General features: G+C 53.3%; 11 protein-coding genes. 6 read left to right on the top strand and 5 right to left on the bottom strand.

All coding sequences use genetic code 11. From position 1 onward, the window contains the following. Window positions 1-87: 87 nt before the first annotated feature. Together H6A12_RS12305 and H6A12_RS12300 are read right to left on the bottom strand one after the other, a co-directional pair. On the bottom strand, window positions 88-2706 hold the full coding sequence (locus H6A12_RS12305; RefSeq protein WP_204448292.1) for a hypothetical protein: 2619 nt from the start codon (window positions 2704-2706) through the stop codon (window positions 88-90). 322 nt (window positions 2707-3028) lie between these two features. Continuing rightward, on the bottom strand, window positions 3029-3940 hold the full coding sequence (locus tag H6A12_RS12300) for a helix-turn-helix domain-containing protein (RefSeq protein ID WP_204448290.1): 912 nt from the start codon (window positions 3938-3940) through the stop codon (window positions 3029-3031). A 126-nt stretch (window positions 3941-4066) separates the two neighbouring features. On the opposite strand from H6A12_RS12300, the gene H6A12_RS12295 reads away from it, so the two are divergent. Continuing rightward, window positions 4067-5230 (top strand): MFS transporter, encoded by a 1164-nt coding sequence (locus H6A12_RS12295; protein ID WP_204448289.1) that lies wholly within the window; start codon window positions 4067-4069, stop codon window positions 5228-5230. A gap of 130 nt (window positions 5231-5360) precedes the next feature. Here H6A12_RS12295 and H6A12_RS12290 read toward each other — a convergent pair whose 3' ends face one another. The 3 genes from H6A12_RS12290 to H6A12_RS12280 all read right to left on the bottom strand — a co-directional run bounded on the left by H6A12_RS12290 (window position 5361) and on the right by H6A12_RS12280 (window position 9221). Then, window positions 5361-6737: an MATE family efflux transporter gene (locus H6A12_RS12290; protein WP_243415509.1), complete on the bottom strand. Its 1377-nt coding sequence runs from the start codon at window positions 6735-6737 to the stop codon at window positions 5361-5363. 51 nt (window positions 6738-6788) lie between these two features. Then, a complete protein-coding gene (locus tag H6A12_RS12285) occupies window positions 6789-7988 on the bottom strand; it encodes a DUF4185 domain-containing protein (protein ID WP_204448288.1) in 1200 nt (399 codons plus the stop codon). A 141-nt stretch (window positions 7989-8129) separates the two neighbouring features. Next, a complete protein-coding gene (locus H6A12_RS12280) occupies window positions 8130-9221 on the bottom strand; it encodes a winged helix-turn-helix domain-containing protein (RefSeq protein ID WP_204448287.1) in 1092 nt (363 codons plus the stop codon). 254 nt (window positions 9222-9475) lie between these two features. On the opposite strand from H6A12_RS12280, the gene H6A12_RS12275 reads away from it, so the two are divergent. The 5 genes from H6A12_RS12275 to lexA form a co-directional block, all read left to right on the top strand. Further along, complete coding sequence (locus tag H6A12_RS12275) at window positions 9476-15433, top strand: S8 family serine peptidase (protein ID WP_204448285.1); 5958 nt, start codon at window positions 9476-9478, stop codon at window positions 15431-15433. Window positions 15434-15902: 469 nt separating this feature from the next. After that, window positions 15903-16943: a reverse transcriptase domain-containing protein gene (locus H6A12_RS12270; protein ID WP_204448284.1), complete on the top strand. Its 1041-nt coding sequence runs from the start codon at window positions 15903-15905 to the stop codon at window positions 16941-16943. Next, window positions 16889-17698, top strand: coding sequence for a group II intron reverse transcriptase (locus H6A12_RS12265; RefSeq protein WP_204448283.1), 810 nt, complete (start codon window positions 16889-16891; stop codon window positions 17696-17698). Before H6A12_RS12270 ends, H6A12_RS12265 begins: the two co-directional genes overlap by 55 nt. A 52-nt stretch (window positions 17699-17750) precedes the next feature. Continuing rightward, the gene (locus tag H6A12_RS12260) at window positions 17751-18707 is read left to right on the top strand and encodes a helix-turn-helix transcriptional regulator (protein ID WP_204448282.1); all 957 of its coding nucleotides are present in this window, start codon (window positions 17751-17753) and stop codon (window positions 18705-18707) included. 128 nt (window positions 18708-18835) lie between these two features. Beyond that, window positions 18836-19361 (top strand): transcriptional repressor LexA (gene lexA, locus H6A12_RS12255; RefSeq protein WP_204448281.1); only part of this gene is annotated, 526 nt, incomplete at its 3' end.

Raw genomic sequence — 19361 nt, 5'->3', positions numbered from 1 at the left:
CAATGAGCGAATACAGCTCAAGACAGGACAAACCCCGATGGAAGTCCGTTATGCTTATGCTGCATAACAGGTGTCCACAAAAAATGTCTACTTGACAGGGGGCGTGTCACTGTCGCCTGCGCCCTCCAAAATGGTGACGCCGTCGATGACGTCGGCACGGTAGAGGGTGACGGAAGAAGCGTCCTGATTGCCTTCCACCTGTGCCGCAACGCCGCTGCCGCTTTCGTCAAGCGTGAGGCTGACAGAGAGATCCATTTGCTCCTCTTCCTCTTCGACAGGCTCGCTGTTGTTGACGGTAAAGGAGACGGTCTTGCTGTTCGACGCAGAGGAGGCCGTCAGCGTGTGCGTGCCGTCGGAAAGCGTGGTGGTGTCAAGCAGGAAGCTTTGTGCCGCAGTATCCGCCTTGTCCGCCGGGATGGTGAAAGTGGTCTCCACATTGATGTATTGGTTTGCAGAGTCGCCGACCTTGATCGTATCGGTGGCGTTGAGCGCGACGTCCTCGCCGGTGGTGATGTTTTCCCCCGTGCAGGTGTCGGGCATGATCTGCGTGCCGTCAGCCAGAACAAGCATTAAGTTGGAGACGGTAAAGTCGTCGTTGTTCTCGCTTGTGTAAGCCTCCCAGCAGGAGCCGTAGGTAGCGGCGCGCAGTGTCAGGGTGATTTTGACGGAGCCGTCTGCTTCATAGGTGAAGTACTGCGCGCCCACCGGGATGGCGAGGCGTCCGTCGGCGGGCAGGGTGCTGCATTTTGAGAAGGTGTCGATGATGATACCGGTCTCTTCTGTGTCCCCGCCGGTGGTCAGCGCATTTTTAAAATAGCCGCCGATCCCGGTGTGGTCGAAGACGAAGTATGTCCCGCGCTCCAGCGTGCTTTCGGTGGAAACGGCTTTCCCGCCCAGCGTAATGGAAGGGGTGAGGCCGCCAAAATCCTTTGCCGTGACATAGACGCTGCCCGAATAGGCGTTTTCCGTTACGTCCTTGCCGTCAAAGCTTACGCGGATCCCCGTCTGGTCCGCGCCCTTGTTTAAGATGTCGACGCGGCGCACCTCCGTCTGCGTGGTGCGGTATGCATTATGGAATTTCACATAGTAGTCCACATAATTGGCGCCCGCCAGATAGCCGTTTTCTACAAAGGCATACCATTTGTTGTAAATGGCGAAGGAGGTCGTCTCAGACGCCTCATAGCTCTCCATGGTATCCGTCTTGTAAAAAAGCTCCGCATAGGTGACCGGGAGGGCCGAAGTACCCGCATAGGAGTACGGGATGTGCAGGTTTTCCCCTTCGGCAAGCCCGGTTTCCAGCACCGCAATGGCGTCTGCGTCATAAGGATCGGTGGAAAGCGTCAGCGTGGGGGATGACCCGTCGTCTTCCGGGAAGGAGATCTGGCCTGCGGCGACCGTACCGGCGCTCGGATTCTGTGCGGCCTTGTAAAGCCCCATTCTCGGGCCTTCCGCGCTGATTTTCAATTCGCCGCTCTTTTTGTCTTTTAAGTCGGTCACGCCGTTCCAGTAGTAATACGACTGCATGACAGTGTCGCCGTCTTCGTTGATCCGGGTGACAGCAACGCCGCGGTCGGTATTGCCGAGGCCGTTTTGGCCGTACAGCGCATATACCGGGACGTCGTCCGGGATCTCATAAGCGGCGCGGAAATCCTCTTCGGTCGGGAAGGTCTCATAGGTGGTCTGGTTTTCGCGGTAACCCCATAAGACGGCGCTTTTCCCGGCCGGGATGGTGATCCCGCTTTTGCCGATGAGGTCTTCGCTTGTAAGCTCGCCGGCCGCTAATTTCTTCGCGTCGGCACAGGTGGCTACGACAAGCTGCTTTTTAATGGTCTTGTAGAAGTAATAAAACTGATAGGACTCGTTGAAATCGATGTCTTGGCTTGTGGTGTTGGTGATTTCCACGAATTCCATCATATCGTTTGCGTCAGAGCCGAACTGCGCGTCGCGGTTTGCGTCGTTCGGATGCACTTCGGTGACATAAAGCCCGTCCGGCGTCAGATCGTCCGGCGCATAGCTGTTGCCGCCGAGCTGGTCGCCGTAGACGAATCCCGGGTTTGCAAAGCTTTTCTTGCCCGTCGCGATCATGCCGCTGCCGATGTCCGGGATGCCAAGGTCTGCGCCCAGCCCGTCGCAGATATCGCCGCCGTCGTTTTTCTCAATGGTCCCGTTTACATAGGTGTACGAGGACACGACAGCCGCATCCGACGTCTGGCGAAGCGCAAAGTAGCCGCTGTTGTGGTGCGTCATAAAAATGGTGACGTCGTCGGAGATCAGGTAATTTGCCCTGAAGTCCTCAACCGTCGCGTTGTTTTCAAGGGTTTCGCGGCAGTTCCAGATAACGGCCGTCTCGCCGGCTTTGATCGTCACATCCGACGAGCCGTCCAGCGTCAAAACCGGATCGACCGCCGCGTTTGCCGCGCTGGAGCCGTACAGGAGCTCGTACTCTTCGTTGAGGGAGATGTCCCGCCCGGTCGTGTTGGTCAATTCAACAAACTCCATCCGGTCGTCTTTGGTGCCGTAGGCGTTGTTGTTGGCTGTGTCGTAGTCGTTGGGGAAAATCTCCGTCAGCCACAGCCCCTCGCGCACGCCGCCGGACGAAGCATCCGCTGCGTCCGTGCCCTGCGCGGCTACAGGCTGGACCGACATGGTTGCCGCAGTCAGTACCGCGAGTGCCAGCGCAGCGGCGCGCTGTTTTCGTTTCTTCATTACATAATCCTCCTTTTCCTTTTTACAATTTTTATTATACGGCCCGCCGTGTAAAAAGCGCCGGGGCTTCTGTGTATTTTCTGTGTAAAATGTACGCAGGGCGGCCGTCTGGAAAAGGAGGATGCGTGAAGGCTGCACAAATTATCTGAAACGGACGCTGCGGCCGCCGGCATGCTTCGCGGCGTGCGGAGGGAAAGGAGGGCGGCAGCCGCACCAAACGCCTGAAGGCCCTATGGCTTTCAGGCGTCAAGATCAAAAGACAGGAAGACAGGCGCAAGGCCGGGACGGGAGCCCCTGTCCGGCCCGCTCTTTGCCGCGGCGTTCAGCGCGCCCTTTTGCGGAACTGCGCCGGGGTCGTCCCCGTCTTTTCCCGAAAGGCCTTTGTAAAATAGCTCTGGTTTTGGAAGCCGCACGCGGCGCAGATATCCAAAATCGGCAGATCGGTTTCAAGGAGGAGCTGCTTTGCCTTCCGGAGCCGCAGTGCGATCACATACTGGATGGGGGAGGAGCCGATGACGCTTTGAAACGAGCGCAGGCACTCCCTGCGGCTGATAAAAGCGTTGTCCGCAATTTGCTGGACCTGTATCGGCGCGGTGTAGTGCGTCTGGATAAACGACAGCATTTGCCGGACCCGGTCGATCTCCGACTGCTGGCCGGCAGAGCGCTCCGTCCCGCACGGCATATTCCGGCAGAGCTGCAAAACGAATTCGGAAAGGGCGCTGCGCACGCGGAATTCGTATCCGTATGCCTCAGCGGTCAGGAGGGAAAAAGCGCGCCTTGCCTGTTTGAGTGCTTCGGCCTGCCACAAAACTGCGTCCGTCAGGATAGCGCAGGAGAAGGCGCTCGACAGGATCAGCGGTTTGATATAGCGCTTCCAATAGACGCTCTCCTGCGAACCGTACAGCAGGGACGGGCGGAAGAGGATGTTCGGCATTTCCGCCTCAGTGCCGCAAACAGAATATGCGTGGAGGACGCGCCGCCCGATAAAGACGCCGTCGCCCTCCTTGAGCCGGAATGCTTTGTCGTTTATGCGGACGGTGACCCCGCCCCGTTCGACGTATGCGATCTCCCATTCGTCGTGCCAATGCCACGGATAGCCCTCCATCTTAAGGGAATATCGGTCGAGATAGCTTGTGCAGGGGAATTGTTCGTCGCCGTGCGGAAAGGTCTCACGGCGGTTTTCTGATATCGACGATAGCAGGATGTGCGCCGCATCTGCTTGGTATTGCTTCACCGGTGTGCCCCCTTATCTGATGATTTTGGCGTTTTTGTTATATTATATTCCTTTTTTCTGATAGAATCAACCGGTTTCGGGCTGATATAATGGGAGGCAAAATGAAAAAAGGGAGAAGTGAAGAAGATGGCGACCCTGCTTTTGATTGTCATATATATTGCGTTTATCGGCCTTGGCATCCCGGACTCCCTGTTCGGGGCGGCGTGGCCGGCCATTTATGCCGAACTGGATCTTCCGGTGTCCTGGGCGAACTTTGTCACCATGATTATTTCCGGCGGCACGATCGTCTCAAGCCTGCTGTCGGCGCGGCTGATCAACCGTTTCGGCACGGCCGCCGTGACGGCGGTCAGTACGGCGATGACAGCGCTGGCGCTGTTCGACTTTTCTGTTTCGGGCAGCATGCTGTGGCTGTGCCTGTCTGCCGTCCCGCTTGGGCTGGGCGCCGGCGCGATTGACACGGCGCTGAACAATTACGTCGCCTTGCACTATAAGGCCACGCATATGAATTTCCTGCACTGTTTTTACGGCATCGGCGTTTCCATGAGCCCGTTTTTGATGTCGCTTGCGCTTTCCGGCGGCTCGTGGCGGGGCGGATACCGCAGCGTGTTCTGGTTCCAACTTGGGATTGCCGTCTTGACGGCTGTGACGCTTCCGCTTTGGAAGAAAGCGGGCCATGCCGCGCCGGACGCGCAGCAGGCGGCCGCACGGACGGACAGCCTGTTTTCCCTGATCCGCCGGCCTAAAGTGCGCAGGGCCTGCATGGTGTTTTTCGGCTCCTGCGCGCTGGAATATACCTGCGGGGTGTGGGGAAGCACGTTCCTCGTCCGGGTGAAGGGCGTCTCTGCGGATACGGCCGCCCTGCTGATCACGTTTTATTATGTCGGCATAGCGCTCGGGCGTTTCCTTTCGGGCGTGCTCGCTTCTAAGGTGACGAGCGATAGGCTGGTAAAGGCGGGGCAGTGCGCCGTGGCAGCGGCCGTTTTCCTTTTGCTTTTGCCGCTGCCTGCGCCGGTGTCGGCGGCAGGCCTTTTCTTAACGGGGCTTGGGAACGGGCCTGTTTTTCCCAATATGCTGCACCTGACCCCGCAGTATTTCGGAAAGGAAGCGTCGCAGTCCGTCATGGGGATCCAGATGGCCGCTTCTTATGTGGGGACCCTGCTGGCGCCCGCCGTGTTCGGCGTGATCGCACAGTATGCCGGCGCCTCCCTTTTCCCGCTGTACCTCCTGCTGTTTTACGGGGTTATGGCAGCCGGCAGCCTATTGCTAAAAAGGGCGCTGCGCCGGGAGTAAGCGGCCCTTTTGATGCGGCGGGCAAAAAAAGGGCAGGGGACCGAAACGCCTTCGGCCCTCTGCCCGGATATACTGATATTGTTTTATCAAAAAAAGGGATGCAGGCGCATCCCTTTTTTTGCTGGGCGGCCTATCCTTCCGCCGGCCGCTCCGCCTTTTTTAACGGGAAATAGACGGACAGCAGCATGGTGGCAAAACAGGCTGTCCCGCCGATAAAGTTGGAGATCGGCTCCGACAAAAACACGCCGTTTGCGTTTAAGCCGAAACAGTGAGGAAGGATCAGGATCAGCGGGGTGACGATAACCGCTTTGCGGAACAGGGAGAAAAAGATGGCGTGCTTTGACTTCCCAAGCGCCGTAAACACCGACTGTCCGCAGAATTGCAGCGCCATCATGAAATAGCCGAAAAAGTAGATCCGCATGGCGGGGACGCCGGCTTCCACCAAAGCGGGCGTCTGGTTGAAAATGCGGATAAAAAACGCCGGGAAAAACCAAAGCAAGGCCCATATGGCGGCCGTATAAAGGATCACGATGACCGACATGCAGCGGATCGCCTGCCGCACGCGCGACGGCTCCTTTGCGCCGTAGTTGAAGCTGATAACCGGCTGGGCGCTGTTGGTGACGCCGTTTACCGGCATCTGGGCCACCTCCCGCACGGAGTTGATAACCGTCATCACGCCGACATAGATATCGCCGCCGTAGGCCTGCAAGCTTGCGTTGCAGGCCATCTGTACAAGGCTGTTGGTGATCGCCATGATAAACCCAGAAAGGCCCAGTGCAAGGATTTTCCCAACGCGCCTTGCGCCAAGCCGTATGTGCTGCAAAGAAAGGCGCACGAGCGTTTTCCGCCCGGTCAAAAAGCGCAGCGTCCAAGCGGCTGAGACTGCTTGGGAAAGGATGGTGGCAAGCGCCGCACCCTGTACGCCCATATGGAAAACCATAATGAAAAGAGGGTCGAGGATCAGGTTTAAAACGGCGCCGATGGCGACGGTCAGCATGCCGGTGCGTGCGAATCCCTGCGCATTGATAAAGCTGTTGAGCCCCAAGCTCAAAGAGACAAAAACGCTGCCGAAGAGATAGACCGTCAAATAGGCGTCGGCATAGGGAAGGGTTGCATCGCTTGCACCCAGCGCCCGCAGGAGCGGCGTTTTCACCGCCAGCCCGGCCGCCGTCAGCAGCACGCCGAACAGCAAAAGCAGGGTAAAGGAATTGCCGAGGATGCGCGCCGCCTCCTCATCGTCGCCCGCGCCGCGGGTGATGGAAAACAGCGGCGCGCCGCCCATGCCGATTAGATTGGTAAACGCGATGACGATGGTGATAACGGGGAAGCACACGCCGAGGCCCGTCAGCGCCAAAGAGCCCTCCCCGCCGATTTGCCCGACGAAAATGCGGTCTACAATATTATATAGTACGTTAATCAGCTGGGCCAGCGTCATCGGGCCGGCCAGCCGCAGGATGTGCCGGAAAATGCTCCCCTTTGAAAAGTCGAGCTGCTGTGCAGATGTCAAAACCCCGCCTCCCTGTCTGTCTGCTGTGCTGAATGTGATGCAAAGAGGACGTCAGCGCATCGAAAAATAGCGGGCGGCCGCAGGGAAGGCGCCGTCCCCCTTGCATTTGAGCGCGATCTTCTGCACCACAAAGTTGTAATCGTCCCATGAGCCGGACGAGACCATGAACAAAATGCGCCCGTCCTCGGAAAACCAGCGGGTGGGAAAATTCGGCTGGTAGTCGCCGTACGTCCCCCAGTCGTCGTCGCGGTAAAAAAGCTTCCACGGGCCCCACGGCTCCTTCGCCTCGTAAAGCGTCAGCTGGCTGATGTGCGATTCCGGATATTCCATCTGGTGGATGGGGCGCGGATGAAGCGCTTCGTCGATGAAGCTGTAATTCCCCATAATATAGCGCTTTAAGCCGGGGTTGTAGGCGACGTGATTGGATCCGGTCATCTTGCGGTAGGTAAAAACCGGCACGGCCAGACTGTCGTCACCGTTCCACTGCGGTGTACCCGGATCGCTTGAACAGAAAAATTCCCACGCCTCACGGTCTAAAATACGCGCCTTCGGCACGCGCCCCAAAAGCAGTGCGTCGTTGTTTTCCCAGTAGCTGCATCCGTCGTCCAAGTCGCAGGGGAAATAGGCGTAGACATATCCGTCCCGTGCGCCGCGGTAGCCGCGCCCGAACTGGAGGAAGTGGCAGGAGGAGAGCCGCCCTTCGAAAAAGTGCGTGGGCGTCGCATCGCAGTCAAAAGACCGGCCGCCGTCTTTTGAGGTGACGATCCACCCGTGGTAGTTTTTCTGGCGGCAAAACTGCGGCGCTTCGCCGTAATTCTGCGCCTCTACGGCAAAATAGAGCGTGCCGCCGATATCCAAAAGGCCGGAGGGCTTGATAAACGGCGCTTTGGGGTCGGTGCAGTATTTGGATACGTCCACGGGGCTGGGATTTACAAGGTCGAGCGTCCACGCGCCGGAGTTCGTGCGGCAGCAGGGCTCTACCCTGCCGGTTGGGTTCCAGAAATTCTTTTGCGTGGTCACCCTCCAAAGGTTCATCGGGCAGCCGCGGTTGTCGCCCGCGCCTGCATAAATCGCATCGTCCTCCGCCCATGTGAGCGGCCACATATCCCCTTCGGCACAGTGGTAGCGGAAGCGGTCGAACAGCACGTCTTCGATCAGCTCCGAACGGGGGAAGGGCGGTATGGCCTTGTCGTAAAGGATGTAGTCCCGGCGGTCGCCGTCGATGCCGGTGCATGGCTTGAGCTGTGTCACAAAAACCCCTCTTTCCGGGCGCTTGGCCCTTTTTTCCCATTATAGCCCTTTTCAAAGCGGAACGCAAGGAAGCGTGCCCCCTGCTTAAAAAAGGGAAAGGCGCTTTTGCATCCGAGGATGGAAAAGCACCTTTTGCGGGCTTTATTCTGCAAGGAGCTGGCTGCGCACCTGTGCGAGAAAGTCCAGTACCTCTTCGCGGTTTAGCTCGTAATAGGTCCGGTAGCTCCGCTTGTCCACGGTGACGAAGTGCGCGTTTAAAAGCGCCTGCATGTGGTAGGCGATTGTGCCGGTGCTCAGGTTCAGCTTTTTTGCAAGCTCCCCGCTGTAGTACCGGCGCTGCGACAAAAGCGTCAAAATGTCGAATTTGGATTTGTCGCCGAGCAGCTTTAGGTTGTTGCAGAGGTAAGCGCTGCTGTTTTGCTGCAGCCGGTTTGAGAAGATCGTCTCAAAATGCATGCCCCAAAGGATATTGCTGCACTTTCCCGGCTCGGCGGCAAGATATTGCAGCCGGCAGCAGCCGAACAGCGACGGCTGGATCAGGATCCTGTCGGTTTCCGGCAGGATGAGCTGCATCTTCTGCGCCATATGGCGGTAGAGCGTCTCTTTGTTGATCTCCTGCATAAAGCGGGAGTAAAAGGGCTCGGTCCAGACGCTGAGGGCGGGAAGAAGGGGGGAAAAGGCATCGATCGCTTCGCGCAAAACGTCGATGAAGCGGGAAAGATAGAGCGCGAAATCGTGGTAAAAGGTGAGAAGCCGCCATTTTTCCTGATCGGTGAGCGAGCAGGTCTCCATCAGCTGGAGCAGGTTTTGGGGCTTGACGGCCTTTTTCCCCGTGCCGAGGTTTAAAAGGTTGTAGTTGTCGAGCGTGCTGTAGAGGAAACGGAAGGGACCCTCTCGGAACATGCTTAAAACGCCGTCCCGGATCGTGAGGGGGTCTTGTTCGGAGAAGTCGCCGTAAAATTGCAGGATCGCTTCCGCAGGGGTGGATTCCTGCCGGCCGAGCGGGCGGAAAAGGAAGGCGGCGGCTTCGTCGTCTATGCGGATCTCTTTTGTCACCTGCGAGGCGATCTCCTGCAAAAAGTCCAAGAGCGCTTCCACCTCCGGCACCCGGATATCAAGCTGTGATTTCAGTTCCTTTTTGAGCATCGCATACGTGTGGCCGGAAAAATGGCGCATTAAAATATCCAAGCATTCAAATACGGGATTGACTTGTTCGGCAATTCGGATTTCCATAATAAAATCATATCCCTCCTTTCGCAGAGTCATGTCTTAAATTTATCATAACAGACTTTTTTTCTCTTGTAAATGGCTAAAGCGCGGCTTTTTACAGCTGGAAATTTTCAGGAAACGGAGAAAAACTGCCAATTAGCAGATTGACATTATCAATTTAACGTGCTACAATAACGTTCGATGTACTTGATATATCTTGCTCGAATATTGTCAAGTATGTTTCGGCGTTGATGTCAATCAAGTAAGGAGGAAAAAAGATGGTGAAAAAACATCTCTCACGGCTTTTGTCGGTGCTTGTAGCAGCCGCCCTGGCGTTTGCAAGCCTGCCGCTTGAAGCCGTGTATGCGGCCGGCGCGTCGGACAGCAACGGCAGTCTGACGCTGCAGGATGCGGTAAACAGCCATTTGCAGTCGTTTGAAAGCTATGCTGCGGACGACGAAGTGGAGTTTATCGTGGAGCTGGAAGGAAAATCCCTTCTGGAAACCAAATCGCAGAATGTGACGCTTCAGTCGTTTTTAAATACGGCGAAGGGCGAAGCAGCGGTAAATTCGATTGAAAAGGAACAGGCTTCTGTGGAGCAGAAGATGATGATAACCCGTTCCAGCGGCCTTGAGATTGAGTTTACATATAAAACAGTGCTCAACGGCTTTGCCGTCAGGGCGAAATACTCTGAAAAAGAGCGCCTTGAAAGCATCCCGGGCGTCAAAAACGTCTATGTTGCGGCAATGCACGAGTATGTTGAGCCGGTTGACGGCTATACGCAGGCTACGCATACCAGCGGCGCTTTGATGGACAGCGACCGTGCAAATGCGGAGGGCTATACCGGAAAAGGGACCGTAACGGCCATCCTTGACACGGGTTTGGACGTCAACCATTCGGCGTTTGCCAATGCGCCGGAGGATCCGCGCTATACGCAGGACGACGTGGCACAGATCGTTGCAGAGGGCGAGCTGAACGCAACGGGCGACGTCTCCGCGCTGTATAAGAGCGAGAAAATCCCGTTTGCCTATGACTATGCGGATAAGGACAACGATGTTGCGGACAGCGAAGGCCACGGGACGCACGTCACCGGTTCGGTCGGCGCGGATTCCGCTGCGCTTACAGGCGTTGCGCCGGACACGCAGCTGATGATGATGAAAGTGTTCTCCGACGTGCAGTCGGGCGCAAGCGACACTTGGATTTTAGCGGCTCTTGAGGACTGTGTCCTTTTGGACGTTGACGCGATCAACATGAGCCTTGGCTCAGCCGCAGGCTTTACCGAAAGCGACGAGCTGACCAATCAGGTCTATGAGCGCGTAGAGGCAGAGGGCCTCAACCTGCTCTGCGCGGCGGGCAACGACACAAGCTCCGCCTATTCGAACCTGCTTGGGACGGATATGAACCTCATCACCAATCCGGACAACGGCGTGGTAGGCTCTCCGTCTACTTATAATGCGGCGCTCTCTGTTGCAAGCATCAACGAAGAGAGCGTGTACTCCGTCTACTTTATGGCAGGCGGCAATAAAATCAAATTCAACGATTCGGCGGCAAGCGACGATCTGAAGTTTGAAAAAGCTTTAGACGGGCAGACGCTCGAATATGTACAAGTTCCAAACTTCGGCGACGAATATGACTTTGATGAAGTAGATGTAAAGGGCAAGATCGCGCTGGTTGAGCGCGGCTCCATCGCCTTTACTGAGAAAGAGCAGAACGCTTACGACGCAGGCGCGGCCGGCGTTATCGTTTACGACAACGAAGAGGGCGAGCTTCCGAACATGCAGGTCAACGGCCTGCTGCCGATGATTATCGTCACGAAAGCCGACGGCCAGTTCCTGCGCGGCCTTGAGGATAAGACCATCACGGTTTCTGAGGATTTTGCAGAGGATATGCCGGATGCACAGGGCGGGCTTATGTCCGACTTCTCAAGCCTCGGCGTTTCCCCGGATCTCTCCTTGAAGCCGGAGATCACAGCCCCGGGCGGCAATGTCTACTCGACGCTGCCGGGCGATACGTTTGGCAATATGAGCGGCACCTCGATGGCTTCCCCGCATATGGCGGGCGCTGCGGCAGTGATGAAGCAGTATGTCAACGAGACGTTCCCGGAGCTTTCCGCTACCGAGAAGCAGCAGCTTATCAATCAGCTGATGATGAGCACGGCCGTGCCGGTACAGGACGAAGACGGCGTGTACTATACGCCCCGTAAACAGGGCGCAGGCCTTGCCCAGATTTACAACGCCATCCACACCGGCGCATACCTCACGGTAGAGGGCTGCGACCGTCCGAAGGCGGAGTTGAAAGACAATGAGAACGGCACGTTCTCCTTTACCTTTACTGTTCACAATATGACCGATCAGGCGCTTTCCTATGACCTCTCGGCTGTCCCGCTGACGGCAAAGGCGGAAACGCTTTACGGCTATCGTTGTGTTTCCGAATCCTCCCGCGTTTTGCCGGAGAGCGAATTTACTGTAAGCTTCAGCGGCGATACGGTAAATGTTCCGGCCAACGGCACCGCTACCGTTACGGTAAATATGCAGCTGACGGAGGAAGGCAAGCAGCAGTTTGCTGAATTCACAAACGGCACCTTCCTCGACGGCTTTGTCATGCTGGATTCCAACAATGAAGACGGCATCGATCTGTCTCTTCCATATCTTGGCTTCTACGGCGACTGGGCTGACGCGCCGATCTTCGACGAGACGCTGTATGACGACGGCGAAGCTTCCACCTATGATATGAGCGGCCTCTACTTGATCAACTATGCCGACTACACCGGCTATCCGCTCGGCATCAACATGATCACAGCCGATATGGAGAGTGCGAGTGCGGATAAGATTGCGGTCGCCAGCCGTTCACTCGGCTATTATATGGTAACGCCGGTACTCGGCATGCTCCGCAATTCCAAAGAGATGACGTATACCGTCACCGACCAGGACGGCGAGGCTGTATTTACCGGTACGGGCTACAATGCGCCGAAATCCTACTATTATGCAAACGGTGACTTCTTTACCTATCACCTGCCTTCAACAGACTTATGGTGGCAGCCGATCTACGACGGCGGCGACGGGTACTATTATTACCTGCCGGACGGCGACTACACCTACACGGTGACCGGCCGTGTCGACGGCGAGGAAGGGACCCAGTCTATTTCTTTCCCGATCGAGATCGACAACACCGCGCCGGAGGTTACCTCACACCGGTACTATGAAGAAAACGGCACGCCGTATCTTGAAGTGACGGTTCAGGATAACCACTACATCATGGCGGCGCAGCTTGTGGATACGAATGACGAGCCGCTGTCCGATATCATCGCGACAGAGAGCCAAGAGGCCGGCGGTGCGGTAACGTATACCTTCGATTTGACAGAAGCAAGGGCATCAGGGGTAAACCTTGGCAAGGTTTTGATTTTGGACTATGCGCAAAACATGACCGAAAGCCCGGTTTACAGCCTGATCAGCCAGAACATCGACCCGATGGAGGTTCAGATCAGCCAGCAGGATCTCCACTTCTCTTTGGGCACAGCACCGTTCCAGCTGACAGCTGTGGTCTATCCGGAAGAGGCAGAGAATAAGACGCTCACCTGGTCCTCCGATGATCCGAGCGTTGCGGCCGTTTCCGAAACGGGCGTAATGACGACGGTCGGCGCCGGCACGACGACGATCCGTGCGACGGCATACAACGGCGTGCAGGGCACGACCACTGTTACGGTCGTTGCGCCCACCACCACATTCCCAGAGGACTTTGTCATCCGCGAGGACGGCCGTTACGTCATCCCGGCGGATCTCAACCGCGAAGTGACGATCACCGACAATGCGCATAATGTAACATTGGTCGGCAATACGGCGAATACGAAAGAAAATCCGTATGAAGGCCTGTCCTTCGTCAGTGAAAATACGGATCTGAACCTGACGATTGAGAATCTGAATGTAAACGCAGACAGTTCGAAGCCAGTTATCTCCTTCAAGGGGACCGGCAATACGCTGGTGCTGAGCGGGGAGAATACGCTGTCGAACGCCAGCTATAGTGCAAAAGCGCTGATCCTTGTCCCGCAGGACGGCGATGTCACGGTAAAAGGCTCTGGAACGCTGAACCTTCAGCTTGCAGCAGGCTCTTATGGCGCAGGCATCGGCGGCAACACCAGCGCACCGGCCGGCACCATTACGATTGACGGCGGCGTGATCAACGGCACCTCCTACGGCGCAGGCGCGCTCATCGGCGGCGCAGGTTCTTCAAACGGCGGCGCGACCGTTGTGGTCAACGGCGGCACGCTGGATTTAAACCTTTTGCTGAATAGTGGTTATCCAAACAACAGCACTTCATGCGGTGCGGGTATCGGCGGCGGCTATTCCGCTTCCTCCTCTAACGCGCAGGTCTCCGTTACAATCAACGGCGGCACCATCACCGGCCAGACGGATATTGGCGCATCGGTCATCGGAACCGGCTATGGAAGCAGCGTCCGCCCGAACATCACGATCAACGGCGGCAAGATCGACGTTGCAGCGACCGGTGACGGTGCGGCGATCGGCACAGGTTCCCGCCAGGTTTACAATGATTTTGCCCCGGCAAGGGTTACGGTAAACGGCGGCGAAGTAATCGCATCCGCATCCGGAAACGGCGCGGCCATCGGCGGCGGCTACGGCATCGGCGGTTCGATCGTCTATGTAAACGGCGGCACGGTGACGGCTTCCGCTACCGGCGCGGGCGCAGCGATCGGCGACGGCGGCTCTTCGGATACCGGCTCTGTCGGCACGCTCCGTATCAGCGCGGGCTCCGTAAAAGCTACGGCCTCCAACACCGGTACGGCCATTTCCGATCAGTCTGTTGACAACAACAACAGTGACAGGGTGTTTGAGGCGCTGGTTTACGCACCGAACGTCAAGAGTGTGATGATCGACGGCGTGGACTGGAAGGTTTCGGAAAACCATCCGGACGACGACAACCTCCACCTGTGGCTTGCAGCAGGCACCCACGACATCCAGGTAACAACAGAGGATGGAACACTGAAATATGAGGCTGTTGTGACGCCGACAGGCAGAGTGACAGTAAGACAGTACTTCAATGTAACCTATGTCCTGACCGGTTTGGAGACAAACGGCGCGGATAAGGTATACGCAGGGGAGACGCTCAGCGGGACGCTTACGGCACAGGACGATAAGCATCTTCCGGAGAGCATCACCGTGACAATGGGCGGCGAAACCGTTACGGCCGAATACAGCCAAGAGACCGGCGCGTTCTCTGTGGCCAATGTAACCGGCGATATTATCCTGACGGCGTCGGCGTCTGAAATCCCAGTTGACAAGTCTGCCCTGGCGGCAGCCATTGCAGAGGCGGAAGCGCTCGTACAGGACGACTATACTTCGGATAGTTGGAGCGCCTTTGCCGAGGAGCTTGCAGACGCCAAAGCTGTTTTGGCTGACGACGATGCAACGCAGCAGGCGGTAAACGATGCGGCGGCAGCTCTGGAAAGCGCAATGGAAGCTTTGGTAGAGCGCGGCGACAAGACGGCGCTTGAGGCTTTGATCGATGAGGCGGAGGCTTTGAAAGAGGCCGATTATACTTCCAGTACGTGGACGGCGTTTGAAGAAGCGCTGAATGCGGCGCAGGAAGTAGCGGCTGATGCGGACGCACTCCAAGGAGAGATCGACGACGCGGCAGAGGCTCTGGAAAGCGCAATGGAAGCTTTGGTAGAGCGCGGCGACAAGACGGCGCTTGAGGCTTTGATCGACGAGGCGGAGGCTTTGAAAGAGGCCGACTATACCGCCGATACTTGGGCGGCGTTTGAAGAAGCGCTGAATGCGGCGCAGACAGTAGCGGCCGATGCGGAAGCGCTCCAAGGTGAGATCGACGGCGCGGCGGATGCGCTGCGTGCGGCTATGGATGCACTGACGGCCAACAGCGACAAGAGCGCACTGGAAGAGCTGATCAGCGAGGCGGAGAACATGCAGCAGGATTCGTATACCGCCGACAGCTGGTCGAAGCTGGAAGAAGCGCTCGACGCGGCAAAAGCAACAGCGGCCGATAAAGGCGCGACACAGGCAGAGGTCGATGCGGCGGCAGAGGCGCTGCGCGCGGCAATTGACGGTCTGGAAAAAGTACAGGTGACGCCGCCTGAGACGACCGATCCTGAAAAACCGTCCCCGGATACGGGCGACAATACGGCAGTGGCAGTACCGCTGGTACTGGTACTTGCAGCAGGCGCTTGCGCGGTTGTATTCTTCAAAAGGAAGAAAAGCGCACGCTGAGTAACAAAAGCAGTGCAGGCAGAGCGGCCGCTTGCTGAAAGCACAAAAGGGCTTTCGCGCGGCTGATCGCCGGCAAAACGAAACGCGGATGAAAGGAAAAGGCCTTTCATCCGCGTTTTTGCTACTAGGTCTAACCTTAATCGTTACAGGCGGTTGTGCTATGTCGGGACAGAGGAAGAACCTAAACCTACTATGAAAAGATAGGATTATCGGAACACGGAATCATCCAACCTATAAGTTTTAACTTGCAGGTAGTCGAAACGAAATTGTCGTAAGACATATAAGTTAGACGCAATGGATGATAAGCGGTGGTATTACCGTTGATGTTTTCTGTAATGGAAAACGGAGGGATGACCACTAGTCGTAGGATAAGATTAACGTAAACTTACAACAATCTAACAAATTGCGAGTAAGAATAATAAACCTCGTAAAATTAGGATAAACATCCAGAAATCGAGGTGAATACGTTATGAGTGACAAAAACTTCACAAGAAAAGAAAAGTCTGCATACTATTCACAATGCATGCGGATGTACAAAAATCTATATGATTTGACAAAAGAGCAAATTAAGGAAAGAGGATATGCTTCGCATAGAAATCTAATCCGAAAAATATGCTCAACAAAGAACATTGTTAATGCAATAAGAAGTATATCGAAAAACACGGGTGGTCGTACCGCAGGTGTGGATGGAACAACTATCAAAGATGTTAAAAACTATAACAATATCGAGATGGTTAAGAAAATCCAAAGAAAACTTTTAAGTGGCAACTATCAACCTAAACGGGTCAAAAGAGTTTATATTCCAAAACCCAATGGGAAGACAAGACCACTTGGTATTCCTACAATTGAAGATAGAATCATTCAGCAATCTATCAAGCAAGTGTTGGAACCTATTGCAGAAGCACAGTTCTCTCGTGTGAACTCTGGTTTTAGACCTGGTAGGTCGGCACACAATTCAATGGCACAAGTAGATAGTCTCATACAGATGTCGAAAATGCAATGGTGTGTGAAATGTGATATCAAAGGTTTCTTTGACAATGTAGACCACAATAAACTCATCAAATCTCTTTGGAGTTTTGGTATCAGAGACAAATGTGTAATTAGCATTATCAAAGCAATACTCAAATCGGAAATAGTGGATATGGACGGTAAGAAGTTCAAACCGACTGCGGGTACACCACAAGGTGGCATAATCAGTCCACTTTTGGCGAACATTTACTTGGACGCCTTGGACAAATGGATTGAATCGCAATGGACACACTTTGAAACTGAACACACCTATTATTCCGATAAAAGAGAAAAAGAATATCAAAGACCAAACCAAAATAAAAAGTATCGAGCACTTCGTACCAGTTCTACAATGAAAGAAATGTATATCGTAAGATATGCAGATGATTTCTTAATTTTCACAAACACTCGTGAAAATGCAGAAAAGATAAAAGTGGCGACTACTCTTTGGTTGAAAGAAAATCTAAAATTAGATGTAGTACAGAGAAAACCAAAATCATAGATTTAAGTACAGAATTTGCTGAATTTTTAGGATTTAAGTTTAAGCTTTCAAACAGAGTGAAAGTTACTCGAAAGAGTAAAAGTAAAAAGTATATCATCGACTCACATGTGTCGGATGAGGCACTTAAAAACATCAAAGAGAAATTGTATAAACAAATAGATTATATTGCCACGGCTGGCGACAACACAACGTTCCACAAAGCAATACAAATCTACAACTCTATGGTTATGGGTTTCCATAATTATTATAGAGTTGCTCATTCGGTTAATAATGACTTTAGTAAAATCGGATGGGATATCCAAAAGAAACTCTATAACAGAGTTCTAAAAGACTATCCCAGAAGAAATGAAACCCCAGAAAAGATTAAACAATGCTATAAGGCAATTGTTCAAAAGTATGGAAAGTCAAAAGAACTGAAATGGTGTAATGGAATACCCATTATTCCGTTAAGATATGTACAATTTCAACATCCGAAGTTTTACAACGAAGGATACAATCTCTATGATGACAATAACACGCTGGACACGTTCAACTTGGAAAATATGGCAGATATAATTGCTTACTTTTCAAGCGATGTCCAGAATGCAAGAGACACTACCGAACTATATGAAAGTAAAATCAGTAGATTGGTAAGTCAAAAAGCAAAGTGCTATATCACACAACAACCGTTAATTAAAGGTGAAATTGCTACTCATCATATTACACCTGTATCAAAAGGTGGAACCGATGAATATGAAAATGTCATAATAAGATAGGTTTAAAAAGTCTATTGCTGCCTTATATAGTTAAACAGATGGAGGTGGAAAAATGAACAGCCAGAAACGCCTGCTTCTCACCCTAAAATACTTATGGGAGAAGACGGATGAGGAACATCCAGCCACCTTAAAGGAAATCGGTGAATATCTTCAGCAGAACGGCATTGAAACAACACGAAAGACCTTGCAGGCAGATATCAATCTTCTCACAGAATTCGGCATAGATGTCATATGCAATCACAGTACACAGAATCAATATCATATCGGAGAGCGTGTCTTTGAGATACCAGAAGTAAAATTGCTGGTGGACGCTGTGCAGTCAGCTCGCTTCATAACCGCCAAAAAGAGTAAAACATTGATCAAAAAGCTCTCTTCGTTTGTAGGAGATCCGCAGGCAGATATTCTTAAACGGCAGCTCTATGTCGACCATCGGTTAAAGGCAGAAAATGAAAACATCTATTTCACCGTTGATCTGATCCATCAAGCCATACAGTTAAAAAAGCGGGTTACTTTCCAATACTATTATTACACACCCAACAAGAAGAAAGAACTAAAGCATAACGGAAAAGTCTATGTTTTCTCTCCTTTTGCATTAATCTGGAATGATGACAGCTATTATGTCATTGGCTACAGCGACAGCCATCAGAAGATCGTCAAGTTCCGCATCGACCGAATATATGGTATGAAAATCAGCGATAAGTTTGCAGTGAGAAAACCGGAGGGCTTTAAAGTATCTGACTACTTTTCACAGGTATTTTCTATGTACGAAGGAACAGAAAGCAAAATCACCCTTCTGTGCGAAAATGAACTGATGACTTATGTAATAGACCGGTTCGGAGAAAATGTGCTGGTTACCCCGGCAGATGAGGATCATTTTTCAGCAACCGTCAAAGTTTCCCTCAGTCAGACTTTTTATGGATGGGTGTTTTCCTTTGGAGGCAGGATGAAAATACAGGCGCCGCCGGAAGCTGTGGATGGCTTTCAAAAACTCCTGCAGAAGTTTCAATAGATAAATTTTGCGTGAGGTGGGTTGAAACGAACCCACCTCATTTTTTTGCTATTGTATTAGAACATTTGTTCTGATATAATCAAGGCACGGAGAACAAAAAGTTCTCTGTATGAAAGGATGACAGAATCATGATAAAAAGTGAGGAACGCATTCAGAATATTAAAGAATATATTTTAGAATTTCAGTTTACATATCACAGGACACCTACAATGGCACAGATTGCAGAAGCCGTCGGCACGGTAAAAAGCAATGTGTATAAATACCTTTCTGAAATGGAAGAACGGGGAATCCTAACACGCAGTAAACGGGAAATTGTAATCAACGATACAATCCAAGCAAGCCCTGAACTCAACCGTGTACCGATACTTGGCAATGTGTCCTGCGGTCTGCCAGAATACACTGAAGAAAACTTTGAAGAATATGTGCCTTTGCCTGTGGCACTGTTCGGGCAGGGAGATTTTTTCCTTCTGCGGGCAAGCGGATACTCTATGATTGAGGCAGGTATCGAACCCGGCGACCTTGTGGTAGTTCGCAAGCAAAATACCGCAGAAGAAGGAGATATTGTTGTTGCGCTGGTAGACAACGAAACCACACTAAAGAGGTTTTACAGAGATAAAAAACACCGTTGCTGTCGCTTACACCCTGAAAACAGCA

The organism is Merdimmobilis hominis (assembly GCF_016901855.1).
In the GTDB taxonomy this organism is placed as follows: domain Bacteria; phylum Bacillota; class Clostridia; order Oscillospirales; family Ruminococcaceae; genus Paludihabitans.
The sequence above is the reverse complement of the archived record's forward strand: the minus strand, read 5'-3'. Positions and strand labels throughout refer to the sequence as shown.

Coding starts and splice junctions, on each gene's coding strand:
- H6A12_RS12305 (WP_204448292.1), bottom strand. CDS start 2,706: ATGAAGAAACGAAAACAGCGCGCCGCTGCGCTGGCACTCGCGGTACTG.
- H6A12_RS12260 (WP_204448282.1), top strand. CDS start 17,751: ATGAACAGCCAGAAACGCCTGCTTCTCACCCTAAAATACTTATGGGAG.
- H6A12_RS12280 (WP_204448287.1), bottom strand. CDS start 9,221: ATGGAAATCCGAATTGCCGAACAAGTCAATCCCGTATTTGAATGCTTG.
- H6A12_RS12295 (WP_204448289.1), top strand. CDS start 4,067: ATGGCGACCCTGCTTTTGATTGTCATATATATTGCGTTTATCGGCCTT.
- H6A12_RS12270 (WP_204448284.1), top strand. CDS start 15,903: ATGAGTGACAAAAACTTCACAAGAAAAGAAAAGTCTGCATACTATTCA.
- H6A12_RS12275 (WP_204448285.1), top strand. CDS start 9,476: ATGGTGAAAAAACATCTCTCACGGCTTTTGTCGGTGCTTGTAGCAGCC.